Source organism: Bacteroidia bacterium (genome assembly GCA_027493955.1).
In the GTDB taxonomy this organism is placed as follows: Bacteria; Bacteroidota; Ignavibacteria; order SZUA-365; family SZUA-365; genus JAOSJT01.
The window spans coordinates 1,898,428-1,918,941 of the sequence record JAOSJT010000001.1 but is presented as its reverse complement, the minus strand read 5'-3'; the positions used below and the strand labels follow the sequence as shown (position 1 = coordinate 1,918,941).

Below are 20,514 nucleotides of genomic sequence, written 5' to 3'. Positions count from 1 at the left end.
GTCAATAAAATCAGTACTCGAAAGCGTTTCATTTTTCGGCGCGCAGTGTGATCGCACGGTCATTCCACGTCGCGCGGGAACTCCTCCGCGTGGATATCCGTTGGGTGGAGATGTGATCACAGCCATTCCGGTGCCCTATGCATACACGTCGTACAACAGTCCTGCTGCTCTTTATATCCACCCTTGCGTCGTATCCCGTACTGGCGCAGACTCTGCCGGCGCCGATACAGCGTAATCCGGCAATTATCTCCGATAATCTCAAAGCACATGTCGCGTGGCTTTCCTCGGATGCGCTCGAAGGTCGCGGAAGCGGGACAGCCGCCATTGACAGCGCGGCGGTCTACATTGCGCGCGAGTTCGCGCGCTACGGTCTGCAGCCGGCGGGGACGGCCGGCTTCTTCCAGGAGTTCGAGGTGGTCAAGGGCGTCCGTCGCGGCGCTTCTTCTCTCTCGCTCCTGCGCGATGGGAACAGCGTTTTTGTCGATTCCCTCTCCTACATCCCGGCGACCTTCTCCGCTGACGCCGGGTTCTCAGGACCTGTCGTGTTCGCTGGTTACGGAATGGCGGGATCGCCCGGCACGCCTGGCGATTACGGTTCCATCGATGCCTCGGGTGCCGTGGTCCTTGCGCTCCATGGGGTCCCGGCGGACATGAATCCCCACGACCCCGGGGTGATGCAGGCGACGTCGCGCGCCAAGGCCCTCGCCGCGCGCGAAGCGGGAGCTGCTGCATTGCTGCTGGTTGACGATGCGGTCGTCGCGTCGCGCGAATTTCGTTGGGACGGTTCTTCGTCGAATGCAGGACTTCCGGTCGGACGTATCTCGCGATCCGCTGCCGCAGGCCTGCTGCTCGCCGCGGGAATTGACAGCGCAGTATTAAGCAGCTCGGTCCCGACACAGTCCGCCCGGAAGCAGACCGAAGTGTCGGGACGTTTTTCCATCGAGCTGGTGCGTGCGAAGACGCGCAATGTCGCCGGTCTGTTGCCCGGAAGCAGCGAGCCGCTGCGTGCGCAGGCAATTGTTGTCGGCGCGCATTACGACCATCTGGGTTGGGGACAGGAAGGATCACTGTACCGTGGCACCGAGCCGATGATACATAATGGCGCGGACGACAACGCTTCCGGTACAGCGGGCATGCTGGAACTGGCGGAATATTTCGCTGCGCAACGTCCTTCACGCTCCATGCTCTTTCTCGCGTTCAGCGGGGAGGAGATGGGCTTGCTGGGCTCCGCGCATTGGGTGTCCCATCCCACCGTGCCGCTCGAGAACATCATCGCAATGATCAATCTCGACATGATCGGCCGCCTGCCTGACAGTACACGGCGACTACATGTGCAGGGTACGGGTACGTCGCCTGTGTGGAACGACCTCGTGACATCCTCGAATGGCGATTTCGGCTTCGACCTCGCGCGTATCGAGGACGGGCAGGGATCCAGCGATCATTCGTCCTTCTACGGAAAAAATATTCCCGTGCTTTTTTTCTTCACGGGATTGCACAGCGATTATCACCGTCCGAGCGACGACGCGGACAAACTGAACTACACCGGTCTCGAAGAGGTGACGCGTTTCACGGCGGAAGTGGTGCGCGCAATCGATCGCACGCGCGACGCTCCGGCATTCACACGCGTGGAACGGAAGGAAGCACAGCAGAATATGCGCTTCTCGGTGTACGTCGGGACGATACCCGACTATGCGCACAGCGGCGAGGGCTTCCGTATAAGCGGCGCCAGCCCGGGCAGCCCGGCGGAAAAAGCCGGTATGAAGGAAGGCGATATCATTGTGAAGTTCGGAGAGACCACCGTGGGCAACATTTACGATTACATGGCGGCATTGGGACGTCACAAGGCAGGCGAAGCAGTGCCCGTCCTCGTTCGTCGTGACGAAACGACCATAGAGCTGCGTGTGGAACTGGTCGGTAAGTAATGGCGGCACTGCAGAGCGCCTCATCCATCGTCGGAAGAACGATACCTCCGGCTGCGGAATACCGTTTGTGAAATCGAAGACGAGGTCCCGCAGGCATCAGATCCTGTGGGTGCGCATCACGCAACGGTTTTCTTCGCGATCCCGGGTTCAGGCTCATCCCGCGGCATAATGACGTGGTAGTGTGTGCGGCGCACTCCACGGAACACAATTTCTTCATACATTGAGAATGGTGAATATTACCAACACTCTCGTGTACTGTGATGAAATCATTTTTCTCCTTCGTCTGTCTTGCCATCACGCTCGTTTCAGCAGCTGCGGCACAGGTCGTACAACATCCCGATATCGCCGTTGAAGAACTCCGTGCGCATGTCTCCTATCTCGCCTCCGCTGCGCTGAAAGGGAGGAAGCCCGGTACGCCGGGAGCCGACTCCTCCGCCGCGTACATTCGCGAAGAACTCCGCCAGGCAGGCGTGACGCTGCTCGGCAACGACGGCTTCCAGTCCTTCGAGATCACCACTGGTATTAAAGCAACCACCGAGTGCCGCATCAGGATTGATGGGCAGGATGGTATGCTGGATAAGGATTTCAGACCGATTTCCTTTTCGGGTAATGAAGCCATTTCCGCGCCTGTGGTATGGGCAGGCTACGGCTTTGACTTCGAGAAGGACAAGAGTTCCTGGCGCGATTATGAGGGCCTCGATGTCGCCGGCAAATGGGTCATTATCCTGCGCGGCAGCCCCGACGACAAAAGCGGCGACTACGATCCATTTATACCGCTGCGTGTGAAAGCCCTCGCGGCGAAGGACCGCGGCGCGGCCGGCATCATGTTCGTGTCCGGCCCGGCGGCGAATCCCGAGGACAAGCTTGTCGAGCTGGTCTTTCAGCAGCAAGACACGCCCATGGACATCCCGGTTATCAGCGTACGTCGCACCATCGCGGAAAAGCTGCTGGCGGGAAAGAGCATCGGCGAACTGGAGGCAGCGCTGAACCGCGAGAAGGCACCAGTCCGCGCGGAATGCAGCGGTGAATTCGAAGCACTCGTCGATTTGATTCCGCAGCGCATCACTGCGCACAATGTGGTCGGTTTTGTGCAAGGATCCGATCCTGTGCTGAAAGATGAATATGTGCTCATCGGTGCGCATTACGATCACCTTGGAATGGGTGGGCCGGGAAGCGGGTCACGGCGGCCGGACACCAGCGCCGTGCACAATGGCGCGGACGACAATGCGTCCGGCACCGCGGCGGCGATAGAAGTGATAGAGCGTATCGCCGCTTCACGATCGGATATCAGACGCAGTGTCGTCGTCGCGCTATTCACCGCCGAGGAAATGGGCTTGTTGGGCGCGAAGGAATTTACACGCAATCCGCCTCTGGACCTGACGAAGGCACGCCTTATGTGCAATCTGGACATGGTAGGCAGAATGGACACCGCGCGCTCGCTCAGCATCGGTGGCGTGGGTACTGCGGTAGGATTGCAGGAACTGGTTCAAGACGCTGCGAATCGGCATGGGGTCCGTCCGTCGATGTCGCCGGAGGGTTTCGGCCCCTCGGATCATGCGGCGTTTTACGCGAAGGACATCCCGGTGCTGTTTTTCTTCACCGGCGTGCACGACGACTACCATACTCCCGATGATGATGCGGACCGCCTGAATTATGAAGGACACAAGCTGGTGTCGGATCTTGTCTTCGACATTGTACGCGATGCGGCCAACCGCGACGGGGCGCTGGCGTTTCAGGAAGCCGGACCGAAGTCCCGTCCCGAAGGCAGCCGCCGCTTCAAAGTCACCCTCGGCATCATGCCCGACGTCAGTTCCAGTGATGGAAAGGGTCTGAAGGCGGATGCGGTAATGAAAGGCCGTCCCGCCGATCTTGCCGGTATGAAGAAGGGCGATATCATTGTCGCCATGGAAGGCAAACCCGTCACCGGCGTCTACGATTACATGAGCCGCCTCGCCGAGTTCACTCCGGGTCAGCGCATCAGTATCGAAGTCCTCCGGGGCAGTGAAAAAGTCGTGCTGATCGTCGAACTGTGATGGAATGGACAATTGATAATGGACAATGGATAATGGAGAATGGATAATTATGACGGATTGTAGAGACGTTGCCTTTGTAGAGACGTTGCATGCGAAGAGACGTTGCATGCGAAGAGACGTTGCATGCGAAGAGACGTTGCGCGATGAATCCGGCGTGACGCCCACGGACTTGCCTCAACGTCTCCGCGGCAACGTCTCGACTGCGATTCGTTAATCGTTAATTGGGAATCGTTATTCGGTCCGCCCGAAGCGGACGGTTTATAACGAGTGTGAAATTGAATTTAGGCAATCAAAGAAAGCACCGTCACCCTGAGTGTGCCCACCAGTCCGCCTCAGGCGGATGCACTGGCCCATGTCTGAGATGACATCTGAGTCGTATCAGCAGTGCCAACAAACCCCGTCACCCTGAGCGAAACGACCGCTGTACGGATTGAGTCTGAGGTACAGACTTTCACGGTCGTGGAGTCGAAGGGCCTGCGTCCGGAATCCGCGAGTCAAGTAAGTCCGCACAGTCTCCAAGATGTCATTAACAGTGTGCCCACCAGTCCGCCTCAGGCGGATACACTGGCCCATTTCTGAGATGACATCTGAGTCGTATCAGCAGTGCCAACAAACCCCGTCACCCTGAGCGAAACGACCGCTGTACGGATTGAGTCTGAGGTACAGACTTTCACGGTCGTGGAGTCGAAGGGCCTGCGTCCGGAATCCGCGAGTCAAGTAAGTCCGCACAGTCTCCAAGATGTCATTAACAGGAGCAGCCGCAAGATGATTTCAGATCGAAGAACTGATCGTGTGCGGCTGCGTCTCGAAGGGTGATTTCTTGCGCATCGTACTCGTAGACTCGAGCGGACTTACAAACCGCTTGCTGGAGCGAAACCAATCACCCCGCCGCGGCGAGTCTTCGACCTTCGAGACGGCACTCTGCTGACTATTTCACTTCACCTGCAGATTTTCTTGTCGTGCCTCCTGTTAATGACATCTTGGAGTCGGAGCTTGCGAAAGTCGTAGAAACCGGACGCAGGCCCTTCGACTCCTCACCTGTAAACGAGAGTACCTCAAACCAAGATTTTGCCGCGGGTGCTACGCTCAGGGTGACGGTACTTGTGAATGAGCGAAAAAGCTGATGTCAACCACGAATTGGACCAGTGTATCCGCCTGAGGCGGACTGGTGGGCACACTCAGGTTGACGAGCTTTGGCGGACTCAGCGTCGACAATCTGTTGTCAGCAGAGCGGATCCGCTACTACGGAAAAGCATGATTTTTTCCGTTACGCACGTAGAAAGCAGGTACTGTCTCCAAGATGCCATTAACCGGCGGAGGGAAAATAAATACCGTCCCCCCCAACGTCCCCGAGGCAACGTCGCTCCGCTGTCCTCCTCCGCTCAACCTGACAAAAAATGAATTTGCGTACGCTATCCGCACCAGCAGGCCCGAAATGCGGGATGGAGGGGCGCGACGGGAAAAAATTCGTACAGCTCCGTTCGATTTTGCTTGCATCTGAAAAAGCAATTCACTAAATATGCTCCATCCAATGTTTCCAATCTCGCCTGAGACGTGGGCATGAGCGTAAACAGCACCTTCTATCGAGTCATTGACATGAGCCGGATTTGCTGCGATGAAGCGGCAGCATCTCGCGCATGTGTTTTACGCTCGCGAGGGCATTGGATGCAATATGATGTGGTAGTGCTCTCGCCAGCAACCACCCCAACCGGCAAAGGGACGCCGGACAGCGTTCGACAATCAGGGATCCGCAATCGCCTGCATGGGGCATCAGCTCCGAAGCCCGCAAGCGGGACCTTCCCGCACATGCGAGATCGGTACGCCGCGGTGCGCTTCTTTTCACAAACGCAGAAAGTATTTACAGCCTTCATAACGCAATCTCCCCTCCCTATAGAGCAAGGTCCCAAATGGTCTTGTCATAGTGCGTCGATTAACGGCACAGTCCCTTCACTTATCCACAAGGAGATGCGTTATGCAATGTGAAACTCGTCCCGTCGCAGCGGCGCCAGCCGCTGCGCGTCAAGCGCCGCTGCGCGTCAAGCGCCGCTGCGCGTCAAGCGCCGCTGCGCGTCAAGCGCCGCTGCGCGTCAAGCGCCGCTGCGCGTCAAGCGCCGCTGCGCGTCAAGCGCCGCTGCGCGTCAAGCGCCGCTGCGCGGCATTGATTATCTCAATAGCCTTCCTTACAATGGCATTGATGATTGTGCCGGCGCGAGCACAACAGCCTGTTGATTTTGGCTCTTCGAGCCTGACAAACCCTCCCGTCGCCCGGGACGCCTGCCCGACTCTCGCGTTCAAACCTTCGCAAACCGACCCCAATTATTATGTCACGGTCAGCGTTGCCGGAATGGTCTTTGATCACACCCGCGAGTATAGCCTCCAGCTGAGCTCGAATGCGTTCGGCCGGTACCAGGTTTCCAGCGACATTCTCGGGATCTACCACTCGAAGTGGAGCTCCACACCGCCGCTCGTTTCAGGCGATGTGACGAGAATGACTACTGAGTTGCTCGGAGCCGGCGTGTATAACATCAGGATTGAACATGATTATGAAGATTTCACCATACAGCTCGATTTGACCGACGGGAAATGGGCTGACGGCGGCACGGGGTTCAGGAATATTCTCGTTGATCCCGAAGGCGGCGACAACGATGACGAGGTCAGGATATGGGTATCGAGTGATGATCCGGACGATCCTGACATGATCGATTGCGGGAGCTTTGGTCAGGATGGTATATCGGTGAAATACTGGCAACTCGTCCGCAACGATCCCAATGCGCAGTCCTACGTCCGCGACCGCCATAACTTCAGCATCGATCCGAATTACACCGGCCCCAATAGTGGAGGCGCACCGAACAGCGATGCAATTCCCTACGGAGTGGCCGATGCCCGTCTCGATGTGCACGCACTTGTGAAAGACAATATCGTCATCCCTTCCGGCAGCACCTGGCGCGTCACCAGTGATCCGGATGTCATCAACGCGCCGACGGTCGTGGAGACAAAGGTGATGTTCGCTGGGGATAAAGGCCTGACGGTGCGGGACGGCGGGACGTTCCGCACTTCCCATACCCATCCATACGGCGTAACAGACTGGTTCTGTTACCAGAACACGGACAAGGGCGCATGGACGGGAATTGCCGGTGAAACGGGGGCGACGATCTATATGCACTCCGCGCGTATCAGCTCGGCCGTTGTCGGGATGAAGGTTGAAGAGAGCAGCGACGTGAAGCTCGAAGTCGTGGAGATCGATTCATCGCGCGATCATGGCATGCACATCATCAACTGTAGCCCGGATGTGGATGTGTCATTGATAAGCAACACGGGCGGGGTCGCGAGCTCCGCGCGCAGCAGCAATGTGCTCATCGAAGGTGCGCAATCCCACCCGACGTTCAGTTGGACGGGAATCACCAAGGCGGCCTTTACCTTTCCTCAGGCGGGCGGAATAAGCTATGGCGGACATGGAATTGAAATCGTCGACAGCGACGAGGCGCATTTCGATAGCTGTACCGTGCGCGCCAACGATAGCTGCGGGTACTTCATCCATAACACCGTCGGTCCATTCATCAACTATACACGAATTGATTCCAATAAAATCGGAATCCATGTGGAGGGCGGCTCGAATTGGACCACACTGCGCTACTCGCGCGTGTTCGGCAATCTCTATCGCGGTATCTATACCTCGGGCACGCAGGCCGATCCCGCCCGCATCCGCGGCTGGTATCATGAGGACCAGAGTATGGATCCGGCGAGCAACCCGGTGGATGTCGACAGTATTGTTGTTCGTAAGATGTTCGAAGGACGGAACTGTATCTTCGACAATTACGAGAATATCCGCTCGGCGGGTGATTCGTATCTGGATTTCGGCCGGGAGTACCTCAACAATGGCGGCATAGCGGTGACACTCGGCGCGGTCAACAGCATTTTTACACCGTCGAGCGGGATACAGGTGATTCTCAACAACTCCTCGTTCGGCTATTTTCGTGAAAATTGGTGGGATGGTCTGACGGCCTGGAACCTGAATCTGATCGCGAACGGTGGATCGACGCTGGATTATGCAGACGAATCTCAGACCGATTCGCTTGGATGCATCGAGTTCGGCAAGCGGGCGGCGGATCCGTCCGGATCGTACACCAGCGACCTGCTTCGCTACCGCCGTACCCGTGGACTGATGCAAACGCCCGAGGTACGCACGGAGGCGGGCGGCACCCCGGCCGTACGGTCCGTGACGATGTTCCTGGCCGAGCCCTACCCGAACCCCTTCAATCCGCAGACCAGTATCGCGGTAACATTGTTCGAGCGACAGGACATCACCCTGTTTGTAACCGACGTTCTGGGCCGCACCGTTGCAACGCTTGTCAACGGGCACTACGACGCAGGACGGTACAGCCTCACCTTCGATGCCGGCAGCCTGCCCTCGGGCATGTATCACGTCGTGCTGCGCAACGCGAGTAGCGTGCAAACACGACGTTTACTTCTCACGAAATAACTCCATTCACACCCCTGCCCCCCTCTTTGGTAAGAGAGGGGGCCGGGGGTGAGTTCAACATCATCCCGAGGCTCCGATGGCACGATATAAGCATTTTCCGACCATACTGATGGTGTTATTCCTCTCATCGTTTTGCGCATATTCCGGCAACGACGGGCCGGACCCTCAACAGAGGAAGCTCGTAGCGGATAACCCCCTTGGTGGCGCATTTTATGAAAATCTCGGACAGATACGTACAACAGAGAAGCAGAAAGCTGACGATGTTCGCTATTACGCGTTCTTTAACGGGGCAACGGTTTATTTCACGCCGACCGGCTGGCGCGTGGTATACAGCGTGGATGAGACGGAACCCGACGCGGTAAGCGAGGCGACGGGGGGCTCGAAGCACACCGGTTACGAGCGGTCCCTCATAACTGCGGATGATCACCGCGCGACCCGGAACCTGCGCCGATACCGCTTTGATCACACCTTTATCGGAGCAAATCCGCATGTCGAGTTGGAAACGGGCGAGGAACTATCGAGGCATTTGAATTACTACTTCCCGCATTGTCCGGACGGGATTACACGTGTTCGTAGCTTCGCCGCATTGCGGTACAAGGAGCTGTATCCGAATATCGATCTCGTGCTTTACGCGGCCATCGATGGATTGAAATACGAGTTCGAGGTGCGGCCGGGAGGGAGGCTGGAGGACATTCGTTTAAACCTCGATGGCTACGATCGTAGGGAGGCGCTGTCGGATGGCACGCTTCGGCTGCACTGGTCGAAGGGCCACACGCGGGAGGGCGAGCCGTTCAGCTTTCAGACGGGCGAAAATGGTGTGGTTGAGATTGCTTCCTCGTACATGCTCGATCAAAATGAATTGCGCTTCGATGTTGACGACTACGACAAGGGCAAGACCCTGATCATCGATCCCTGGTCGACCTATTACGGCGGTAGCCGTGCCGACTACCTCACTGCTCTCGTATGTGATCCCCGAAACGCCGTGGTCGCGACGGGGTGGACCTCCAGTGTCGATTTTCCGGTGTACAGGGCCTGGCAATCCTCGTTCTCACCCTCGAGTTACGTTGACACCCCGTCGAACTACACCATGTTCGCGATGAAGTTCGACAGCGCCGGACAGCTCCGTTGGGCGACCTACTTTGGAGGAAGCAGGTTGCGTGAAAGAGGTAACTCCGTCTCGGTGGATGGCATCGGAAACGTCATCATTGGAGGTTGGACAGCCAGTGTCGATTTCCCGGTGTTCAATGCGATGCAATCGACCAATGGAGATGGGGATGATGGTAGTGTGGATGGCGTCGTCGTGAAGCTCGACACCAATGGCATGCGGCTCTGGGCCACATACTTTGGAGGAACCAGTGACGATTTTATTCAGTGGATCGGCACGGATCAAGCGGGGAATATCTATGGCGGAGGTTCATCTCAAATTTTTGGCGGCAGCGTGCAGGGCTTCCCGATCAAGAGGGCATTTCAGGCAATTCCCACGGCGAGAATAAATCCATTTTTCTTCAAGCTCGGTTCGGCGGGCAATCTGATATATTCGTCCTACTATAGTGGGCTCTCCCCGGCCTACGGGCTTGCCGGCGCTGTTCATCGGGACGGCAGTTTCGCATTTTGCGGGACAGATCGAAGGGAAACCCCTGATTCCGTTGCTTTCCCGGTGCTGAACGCGGCGCAACCCTTGCGGGGGGGCGGTAATGAGGATGGAATTGTTGCGAAGTTCGACAGCAGTGGCGTACCGCTATGGAGTACCTTCTGCGGGGGGGCAGGTAATGAAGTTCTCTCATCTCTTTCCTTCGACGTGGGTGGCAATTTGCTTGTCACTGGTAATTCATCGAGCAATGATTTTCCCGTGCGTAATGCATGGCAAGCACAGCGTGCCGGATTTACTGATGCTGTCATTGTGAAATATGATTCAGCCGGCGCGCTGATATGGTCCACGTATATTGGTGGGCCCTCTGGTGACAATGCGCTTGCCATCACTACGGACTCCTCGTCCGCAGTGTATATCACGGGATACTCCGGCGAGTCTGGTTTCCCCGTTCACCGTGCGGCCTACCCCACGCCACCGCATATGGGTGGACCTGGATTTACCAGTGGCATTGTTGCAAAATTCGATAGTGCCGGGGCGCGGCAGTGGGCAACATGGTTAGGTGGTAATGATGCAGATAGGGGTATGTCCATCGTAGGTGACAAACGGGGCTTCCTGTACGTTGGTGGGTATACAAAAAGCAACAACTTCCCGGTACTTAACGCGGTACAGGACACCATTGCCGGCGTGCGGGATAGCAGAGGCGAATATCCGGATGATTGTTTCATCACCCGCATCCGTCACGACGGCTACATCCCTGTCACCCTATCCCGCATCGCTGCCCAGCGGGTATACGGCGGTGTAGAGCTCACCTGGCGCAGCGAGAGCGAGGTCAATGCGTATGGCTATATCATCGAGCGGCGGTATGAGCACGCGGCTGCTTACACGAACGCGGGCTGGCATGACATCGGCTTCGTCCCCGTGGCTGTACGGAGCGGCGAGGGTCGCGACTACCGCTATCTCGACAGCAATCCCGGCACAGCAGAAACGCGCATCTTCTACCGCCTCCGCATGGTGGATAACGATGGTACGTTTGAGCACTCGCCCGTGGTGGAGGTCGCGCCCGAGAATGGTGCGTTGGCAGTCAGCTTCGAAACCGCCTATCCCTCGCCCGCGCGGGATTGGCTCACACTTAATTTCACACTGCCCGCCGAGAGCAACAGCAGCCTGTCCGTGCATGACATCACCGGCCGCGAGATCGCGCTCGTGTACGACAAGCAATCCATCCCCGGTGGCTCCCACAGCGTCGTGCTGCCCGTCGCCGAGTGGCGCTCGGGGTTGTACCTGTGCACGCTTACCGCCGGTGCTGTGCGCATCACCCGCCGCGTGATTGTGATGCGGTAGGAGGAATGGATAATTGACGATGGACAATGGATAATTGTGACAAATTGTCGAGACGTTGCCTTTGTAGAGACGTTGCATGCGAAGAGACGTTGCGCGATGAATCCGGCGTGACGGCCGCGGACATAGCCCAACGTCTCCGCGGCAACGTCTCGGTTGCGAATTAAAAAATGGATCGTTTGTAGAGACGTTGCGCGATGAATCCGGCGTGACGGCCGCGGACATAGCCCAACGTCTTCGCGGCAACGTCTCGGTTGGGATTCAGCAATGACGGTTGGGTATCGATAAAATCGTTGTGCGGAAATCACGCACGAATCTGACGACACCCGCCCAACGTCTCCGCGGCAACGTCTCGCTTCGTTGCAGGAATCGGGAATCATGGCAGGTTAAGTCTGCGATGCTCCGGACAGAAGTAAGAACGTGATAAAAAAGTCGTTTCCGTAATAAATGGAGTCTGAATATGAAATGCATTGCGATAATTATTGTCATTCTGGCGGTGTACAGCACCGCGGCGAGGGCCCAGTGGGCGCCGGGGGAGCCGATAACCGATGCCAGGGACGGACAGGTGTATCGCACCGTGGTCATCGGCACGCAGGTGTGGATGGCGGAGAATCTGAACATCGGCACCTATGTACCTTCGAGCAGATTCGGTTCGCTGATGCGCGACAACAATGTGGTCGAGAAGTATTGCTGGGAGAATTCCGCCGCCAACTGCGACGGCGAGGGCGGTGTGCTGAAACGCGGCGGTATGTATGAGTGGGAGGAAGCCGTCCAGCAGTGGAGCGGTCCGGTGGTGCTTCCGGTGCGCGGCATTTGTCCCGAGGGCTGGCATGTCCCTTCCAACAACGAATGGCGGATTCTGACACTGCATCTCGGCGGTGCAGCGGCGTATATCGCCATGATCGAAGGTGGCTCCTCCGGCTTCGACGCGCTGTTCACCGGATACCGCGACGAAATGAGCGGCAAGTTCAGCCCCGGCTATGCCACGGACGAAGCTCGCGCCTCGTTCTGGGCCGCCGATCCGGCCAGCGGAGACCGGACACAAATCGTACAAGTCGGTCCGAGCGAGATTCGTGTCCTGCCCGTTGCTCGTCCGAATGGTATTTGCGTGCGATGCATCTACGACGGCCCCGCGACAAGCGTCGGGGATGTGGCTTTACCGACGGATCTCCGACTGCACAATACCGCCGTACGTTCCGGACGGACCGTATTGATGCATTTCAGCGCAAATGCGGGCGATGTGGACATCGTCATCTCGGATCTTCTCGGGCGAACTGTGCATCAATCGAGAATTCACGCCCTGCACGGAGAGAATTACCATGTGGTCGATCTCTCTGCCTGCGCGGCGGGACCGTATCTCATGCTCCTGCGGAACTCGTCGGGAAGTGTGATGGAGATGCTGCGGGTAATGTAATGCATACGAGCGGTCTCTGTAGAGCTGTTGCCTGCATGTTGAGCATTGGGCACGAATTCCAACCCAAAGGTCCTTGAGACAACGTCCCGGAAAACCCAGTATCCCCGACATCCCTGCCCGACGTCGCTGCGGCAGCGTCTCCCGCGTCTCACGTATGAGACCGCGCGGGAAGTGCGGGGCAAGCGACATCCTGCCGCTCTTCGTCACCGTAATAATTGTCCATTATCCATTGTCCATTATCCATTATCCATTATCCATTATCCATTATCCATTCTGAATTGCCACTCATATTGATCTTTCGTATTTTACATCTATGCGGTCGCGTGGAGAACGACCGTGTATGGGAGAGGCAGGATGTCATTTCAACGCACGACGCGCGGCGTTTGTGGATGTGTTCGTGTCCGCACAGCTGATGGATCGTGCAATTCGATGGTATCTTGCTGAAAGGCCTCTGTAACATGCGACATCCGTTTTCTCTGTCCCTGCTGCTGCTTCTGTGCATTTTCCCCTTGAGCGTGTTCGCCATGGGTGGGGGAATCTCCGGCCGTGTGCTCGACCAAAGCGGCAATGCGATACAAGGCGCCCACGTGTCCCTCCCCGCGTTGCAGCGCGGTGGTGTGACGGACGAGCGCGGTCAGTTTTTTCTTGCCGGACTGCCCGACGGCACGTACGAGCTGCGCGTTTCGCACGTCGGCTATCGTGTGCTGGAAAGAATGGTCACGGTCGTGCAGGGCGAAACGCAGGCCTTGCGCGACCTGCGGTTGGAGTCTGTACCCGTCGATGTCGGCGAGGTCAGCGTATTCGCGACCCGCTCGGACGATCTGCTGCGCAATCTCCCTCTTCCGGTGACGGTAGCAGTGGGCGAGCAACTGCTGCGCAATCCCGCCATCAGTGTCGCGGATGCTCTCGACGCGCAGCCCGGTGTCGCTCTCATCCGGGATGGCGTCTGGGGTACGGACGTGAGCATCCGCGGTCTCGGTCGCAGCAATGTGGTGAATATCGTCGATGGCGCGAGAATCGAAACCGCGTCCAACCTTGCGGCAGGATTGTCCCTCGTCGACCTCAGCGACGTGGACAGGATAGAGGTCATTCGTGGAGCGGCCTCCATGCTCTACGGCAGCGGTGCGACGGGTGGCGTGGTCAACATCAGCACCGCACCCGGCAGTTATAGCGAACACTTCCGGCTAGGGGGAGCGTTGTCGAGCGGTTATACCAGCGTCAATAACGGCGGCAGCGGCACTCTGACTCTCGATGCCGGGGATGAACACTGGTACGCGCGCCTGCACGGACGACTCCGCAGCGCCGACGACGCAATGACGCCGGAGGGTACGCTGCGCGACAGCCGTTTTCACGACCGCAGTATGGCGGCGTCCGTCGGCTCGCGCGTGTGGGAGGGGCATGAAATCACAGCCCGGTATCAATTGACGCAGGCCGAGGACGTAGGCATCCCGGGGGGGGCGTCCTTCCCGCTCACCGCGTCCGCGCGCTATCCCACCGAAGAACGTGAGCTGTACACCGTCGCCTACTCCGCGCCCATGCTGTTGCCCGGCGTTCAGAATTTGTCCGTGCGCTATGTGCGTCAGCTCATCGAACGCGATGCGGAAATTGTGCCCAATCCAAGCACCGTCCTGCGGCCTTCTGCGGAACATACGATGGATGGCGTACAAGCGCTGGCGGGATGGATGTACGGCGGGACGCATCGCTTCGTCGCGGGCGTGGACGCCTGGCAGCGGAGCTATACCGGCCGCCGCATCCGGGAATTAAAGGCCCGAAATACCATCATCGCGGATCTGCCGCTGCCGGATGCCACCTTCCGCAGTGCGGGTGTGTACGTCCAGGACGACATGCGGCTGTTCGATGGCGCCACACGAGCGACCATCGGCGCGCGTGCGGATCTCATTGATGTATGGAATGCGCAGGCATACGATCTCATCTACACCGAAGTGAACGGAGTACGCAACGATGCGCCGCCCACCCGCGTCCTGCGCTGGAATGAAGCCGAATTCAATGAAGTGTCGTGGAGCGCTCATGCCGGTCTTGTGCAGCGTCTGAATTCGGCAATTGACATGACGCTGAATCTGGCGCGTTCCTGGCGTGCGCCCGCTCTTGAGGAACGTTATCAGTACATCGAACTCGGAGGTGCGACCTACATCGGCGATCCGGCTTTGCGGGCGGAAAAGGGCACCTGTCTGGATGTCGGACTCCGTGCCAGGACAGAGCATTTCAGCGTGACGGCGAATGTGTTTCTCAACGAGATGCGTGATCTGGTGGTGGATGCGCAGCGGCTCGATACGTTGTATGTCAAGGAAAATGTCGGCAAAGCCCGGCTGTACGGTTTTGAGCTCGCTTCAGAGTACAGCATCCTCGCCGGTGCCACGGCTTACGCCGGCCTTTCCTACGTGCGGGGTGAGGATATCGGCAGCGGCGGAAACCTTCCGTCCATCGCACCGGCCACATTGCGGGCCGGCATGCGCTTTTCCGTTTTCGACGCGCTCCATGGCGATGTGCGCCTCACGGTCACGGCCGATCAGGAGCATGTCGCGGCTGGCGAGACGACGACGCCCGGATCCGGTGTCTTGGACCTGTATCTTCGCGGGAACACCCTGCGCGTCGCGGGACTTGGTGTGCAATTGTTCGCGGGTGTCGAGAACCTGTTCGACCGGACGTACAGAAGGCATTTGTCCACGCTGCGGGGACTCATCAATCTTGAGCCCGGCCGTAACATCTTTGCGCGGCTGCGCATTCTGTGGTGACGCGATGAAGGATTACCAAAGGAAGGGGAGGTAACGCATGCTGTGGTTCTGGCTGGCCTTCGCGTCCGCGCTGATGTCGGCGATGGCGAGCATTGCCGAGAAAAAAGTGCTGTTCCGCATGGACGCGCTCAATTTTTCCTGGACGCTGTCGCTGTTCACGCTTGTGCTGTCGCTGCCGCTGTTCCTGTTCATCGATTACGCGAAAGTCACGCCGCTTGCGCTGGCCGTGCTTTTCGGGAAGAATATTCTCGGTGCGTTCGCCTTCTATTTCGTAATGCAATCCATCCGCGGACTCGAGCTCAGCGCCGCGCTGCCCATGATGACGCTCACGCCGGGGCTTACCGCCGTAGTGGCCTGGCCGCTGCTCGGAGAGGCATTGAATGTGCGTGAGGTGAGCGGTATGCTGTTGTTGCTCGCCGGCACCTATGTCATCGAGACGGTACGTGGTGCGTCCTTGCTGCATCCCTTCACTGTCTTCTTCCGGTCGGAAAAGCATCGCTCCATTGTCGCGGCACTGTTGCTGTTCACGGCCACTGCCATACTGGATAAGGTGCTGCTCACCGATCTCGCGATGGGACCGCTGTCTCTCATGGCGTTTCAGCATGCGTTCACTCCCCTTGTTTTTCTCGTCTTCATTCTCGCATCGGGGCGCAAGCCGGTGGCCGCGGCGGCGTTCCCCCGCGAGGCCCTGCTGTGGATAGCCGCGGTGGGGGTGCTGACGCTGGGTTACCGCTTCACGCAGTTCGAAGCCGTGTATCTTGCGCCGGTGGCGCTCGTGCTCGCGGTGAAGCGTGTCTCGGTGTTCATGGCGGCGATGGCAGGGGGGAAGCTGTTCGACGAGTCCCGTCTCGGCCGCAAAGCGATGGCGATATTGTTGCTTCTGGCCGGTGCGACGCTGGTTGTGGGATGGTGAGCGCGGTGGAACGCTAACTGTCCTTGCCGTATTTTGACGTGGAGTGATTTTTTTCATCGTACGGACGAGACTGCCCATGGGGCACGCGCACACGCATCATTCGGGAGACAGCACGAAGGCCATCGGCTTCGCCTTTTTTCTGAATCTCCTTTTTGCGATCGCGGAAATCGTGGGTGGCATCCTCACCAATAGTCTCGCGATACTGTCCGACGCCTTGCATGATTTCGGCGACAGCCTCATTCTCGGGTTGAGCTGGTTCATGGAGCGCAATTCGGGAAGGGCACCGACGGCAAAATTTTCGTACGGCTTTCGGAGGATGTCGCTGCTCAGCGCGTTGCTGAATTCGCTCATCCTCATCGGGGGATCGCTGTACATTATCACGGAAGCCATTCCGCGCTTGCTCGAACCGCCACAGCCGCATGCCGAGGGCATGATGTGGTTCGCGATTGCGGGCATTGTGCTCAACGGTATCGCCGCGCTGCGCCTGCGACAGGGCGGTTCGATGAACGCACGCGTCGTCACCTGGCATTTACTGGAAGATGTGCTTGGGTGGGCTGCGGTACTCGTTGCCAGCATCGTCATGCAATTTATTCACGCGCCCATACTCGATCCGATTTTGTCGCTGTGCATTGCCGCATACATTCTGTATTACAATGTGGCCGTCAATCTGTCGCGCACACTGAAATTGTTCATGCAGGGTGTACCGGACAGCGTGGACGTGGACGCTGTACGCGCGAAGATGCGATCGGTCGGCGGTGTGATCGACGCGCACGATATTCATCTCTGGTCGCTGGACGGAGAAAGGCACGTGCTTTCGGCGCACGTTGTCGTTGAGAGTGGTTTGGAGAAGAACGCGGTGATTACCGTGAAGCAGCAAATAAAATCCGTGCTGCGTTCCGAAGACATCGAGCATCTCACGCTGGAGATGGAGTTCGAGGACGAAGTATGCAGCCCCTGTTTACAGCCGCCCGAGCCGCGGCATCACCATCATCATGATTGAGCATGGATACCACCAATCTGTTACTCGCATTCGGCCTGACGGTGTTCGCCGGCTTATCTACCGGTATCGGCAGCGCGCTGGCGTTTTTCGCAAAAAGAACAAGCACCAAATTTCTTTCCCTTAGCATGGGTTTCTCCGCGGGCGTGATGATTTACGTCTCGATGGTGGAAATCTTCGTCAAAGCGAAGGATTCTCTCGTGGAGGTTCTGGGCTACACAGGCGGGAGCTGGGCCACCGTCGGCGGATTTTTCGGTGGCATCTTTCTCATCGCAATCATCGATAAAATGGTGCCTTCGGCGGAAAATCCGCATGAGATGCACAAAGTGGAGGAGATGCCCGACGGACCGGCAAAAGTACAGAACATGGACCGTCTGATGCGGGTGGGTATGTTCTCCGCCATTGCGATTGCCATCCACAATTTCCCCGAGGGGCTGGCGACCTTCCTTTCCGCCATGGAGGATCCCAATCTCGGCATACCCATCGCAATCGCGGTTGCCATACACAACATTCCTGAAGGAATCGCGGTGTCCATTCCGATTTTCTATGCGACGGCAAACCGAGGCAAGGCGTTTTTTCTCTCCTTCGCCTCGGGACTCGCGGAACCCCTCGGCGCGGTGATAGGCTATTTCATCCTGATGCAGTTTTTCAGTGAAATCGTATTCGGCGTGGTGTTCGCCTCCGTTGCCGGAATCATGGTGTTTATCTCCCTCGATGAGCTTCTCCCCGGCGCACGCGAATATGGCGAGCATCATCTCGCGATTTACGGTCTGATCGCCGGCATGATAGTCATGGCGCTGAGCTTGCTGCTGTTGATGTGACGGGGTGATGGATAATGGACAATGGACAATGGGAGAAGGTCCTTCGTAGAGACGTTGCCTTTGTAGAGACCTTGCATGCGAAGAGACGTTGCGCGATGAATCCGGCGTGACGGCCGCGGACTTGGCCCAACGTCTTCGCGGCAACGTCTCGGTTCCGGTTCGTTAATCGTTAATCGTTAATCGTTAATCGTTAATCGAGAATCGTTAATCGTTAATCGGGACTTGGGTGATCGCAGCGATCCCGCATCAGCAGGGACGTTGCACGAACAATCCGGCATAGCCGGGTTTTCCTCCTTTTCACCTCGCCGAGGCGAGTCTTCGACTTTTAACGAGACCCTATTAACCGCACAGCGCAAGCTTGAGTCAAACATACACCGGAAAACTTTCCGGGCTTGAATCCGAGTGCGATATTCGTGATATTCCCGATTCAGGATCAGATATTCTCAAAGAAAGCACCTGGAGCGGCCATGAAATATCCCAAGGAAGAGTATCCGCTGTATCCCGTCCCCGAACTGCGGTCCTTGCAGGACATCCTGCGCAACGGTCTTGTGACGCATGCGGACAGGCCCGCATTGTCGGATCTGTTGCCGACGCCAATACAGCAGGCGACGTACGCGCAGTTGTACCGCCACGTCGTGCGTTTCGGTCGGGCATTACGCGCTCTCGGTCTGAAGGAGCGTGATCACGTTGCGCTGATCGGTGAAAACCGCGTACAGTGGGGCATCGCGTATCTGGCAATCACCTGTTTCAATTTCGTCGTTGTTCCCATCGACAGAAATCTGAAGGAAAACGAAATTCTCACCATCCTTCACGCGTCCGATTCGCGTGCGGCGGTGTTTACGGAATCGTTCCGTGAAATGTTCAGTGCGTTCGAGCGCAGTGTGTCGAAGCTCGATACGCTCATAGACATGGACCTTCCCGCCCGCCGGGAAGTGATTCACTCGATGAAGGAACTGATCGATGGGCAACCGCTGCCGTCGGAGGATAATCCCTTTCCCGCGATCGATCCCGCAGCGATGGCGGTCATCGTTTTCACATCCGGGTCTATGGGCCATGCCAAGGGCGTTATGCTCTCGCAGCGTAACATCTGCTCTAATTTGCGCGCCATGCTGCAGATGCTCGAGATACCCGAGACGGATCGCTTTCTTTCCGTATTGCCGATGCATCACACCTACGAATGTACCTGCGGTTTTCTCTGTCCGCTTGTGAAGGGTGCCTCGGTACATTATGCCCGCTCACTGAAAACCGTGGCTGAGGACATGACCACGGTACGTCCCACCGTCGTGCTGGGAGTGCCGTTGCTTTTCGAAAAGATGTATCGACGGATTTCGCAGGCGATAGCGGAGAAACGCATCGCTTCGGCGGTGATGAAACCGCTTCAGGGCGTCATATCCATACTCGAGGCTGTTGGTGTCGGAGGGGTGCGGCGGAAGCTGTTCGCGGAGGTCCACGAACGTTTTGGCGGTCACATACGCATGCTCATTGTGGGCGGCGCCGCTCCGGATCCCCACGTCGCGCAGGGCTTCAGGGCTCTGGGTTTCACCTTCCTGCAGGGCTATGGATTGACCGAGTGTTCTCCGATTCTCGCGCTCAATCGTCTACGTAAATACCGCGATGATGCGGCGGGACTGCCTTTACCCGGCGTCGCGCTCCGTATCGAGGATCCGGACAACGAGGGACGCGGAGAGATTGTCGCCCGGGGCGACAGCATCATGCTGGGATATTACAAAAACGAAACAGCGACAGCGGAGGTGCTGCGCGACGGGTGGTTTTACACGGGCGATTTCGGCTTCATCGATGAGGATGGTTTTCTTCACATCAACGGCCGAAAGAAAAACGTCATTATCGCCCGCAACGGGAAAAATGTCTTCCCCGAGGAAATCGAAGAACGCATCGCCAAACTCCCGTTCGTCCTCGAATGCGTCGTATACGGAAGCAAGAGTGACGACGGCAACGAATTGATCGCGACCATGATCGTTCCCGACGCCAACGCCGTGTACGAGCACGCCCGGAACAAGGGTGAGGAAGTCACGGAAGTGTACGTACGGAAACTTCTCGACGAACAGATACGCAAACTGAACGAACAGCTTCCGGTATATAAGCAAATCCGGCGGGTGACGGTCAAGGATACGGAATTCGAGAAAACGACTACGCAAAAAATCAAACGCTACCTGATCGAGGCAGGGGGGTAGTGCTGAAAGGTGAACACGTACAAGCGTGCGAACATTGACAGCGATGTACACGGAGAGTCC

At 57.6% G+C, this 20,514-nt stretch carries 10 protein-coding genes; all 10 read left to right on the top strand.

Translation table 11 applies throughout. The features are described 5' to 3' along the window. Window positions 1-137: 137 nt before the first annotated feature. The 10 genes from M5R41_07465 to M5R41_07420 all read left to right on the top strand — a co-directional run bounded on the left by M5R41_07465 (window position 138) and on the right by M5R41_07420 (window position 20,454). Window positions 138-1,922 (top strand): M28 family peptidase, encoded by a 1,785-nt coding sequence (locus M5R41_07465; GenBank protein ID MCZ7556222.1) that lies wholly within the window; start codon window positions 138-140, stop codon window positions 1,920-1,922. Between the two features lie 260 nt (window positions 1,923-2,182). Continuing rightward, the gene (locus tag M5R41_07460) at window positions 2,183-3,955 is read left to right on the top strand and encodes a M20/M25/M40 family metallo-hydrolase (protein ID MCZ7556221.1); all 1,773 of its coding nucleotides are present in this window, start codon (window positions 2,183-2,185) and stop codon (window positions 3,953-3,955) included. A 1,972-nt stretch (window positions 3,956-5,927) separates the two neighbouring features. Then, a complete protein-coding gene (locus M5R41_07455; protein MCZ7556220.1) occupies window positions 5,928-8,435 on the top strand; it encodes a right-handed parallel beta-helix repeat-containing protein in 2,508 nt (835 codons plus the stop codon). Window positions 8,436-8,511: 76 nt separating this feature from the next. After that, a complete protein-coding gene (locus M5R41_07450; protein ID MCZ7556219.1) occupies window positions 8,512-11,367 on the top strand; it encodes an SBBP repeat-containing protein in 2,856 nt (951 codons plus the stop codon). Between the two features lie 457 nt (window positions 11,368-11,824). Further along, entirely contained in the window at window positions 11,825-12,778 is a 954-nt protein-coding gene (locus tag M5R41_07445; GenBank protein ID MCZ7556218.1) for a hypothetical protein, read from the top strand. A gap of 458 nt (window positions 12,779-13,236) precedes the next feature. After that, window positions 13,237-15,531, top strand: a complete 2,295-nt coding sequence (locus M5R41_07440) for a TonB-dependent receptor (protein MCZ7556217.1) — start codon at window positions 13,237-13,239, stop codon at window positions 15,529-15,531. A gap of 37 nt (window positions 15,532-15,568) precedes the next feature. After that, the gene (locus M5R41_07435) at window positions 15,569-16,444 is read left to right on the top strand and encodes a DMT family transporter (protein ID MCZ7556216.1); all 876 of its coding nucleotides are present in this window, start codon (window positions 15,569-15,571) and stop codon (window positions 16,442-16,444) included. 76 nt (window positions 16,445-16,520) lie between these two features. Further along, window positions 16,521-17,444 (top strand): cation diffusion facilitator family transporter, encoded by a 924-nt coding sequence (locus M5R41_07430; protein ID MCZ7556215.1) that lies wholly within the window; start codon window positions 16,521-16,523, stop codon window positions 17,442-17,444. Window positions 17,445-17,446: 2 nt separating this feature from the next. Then, complete coding sequence (gene zupT / locus M5R41_07425) at window positions 17,447-18,262, top strand: zinc transporter ZupT (protein MCZ7556214.1); 816 nt, start codon at window positions 17,447-17,449, stop codon at window positions 18,260-18,262. A gap of 467 nt (window positions 18,263-18,729) precedes the next feature. Continuing rightward, window positions 18,730-20,454 (top strand): AMP-binding protein, encoded by a 1,725-nt coding sequence (locus M5R41_07420; GenBank protein MCZ7556213.1) that lies wholly within the window; start codon window positions 18,730-18,732, stop codon window positions 20,452-20,454. Window positions 20,455-20,514: the final 60 nt, after the last annotated feature.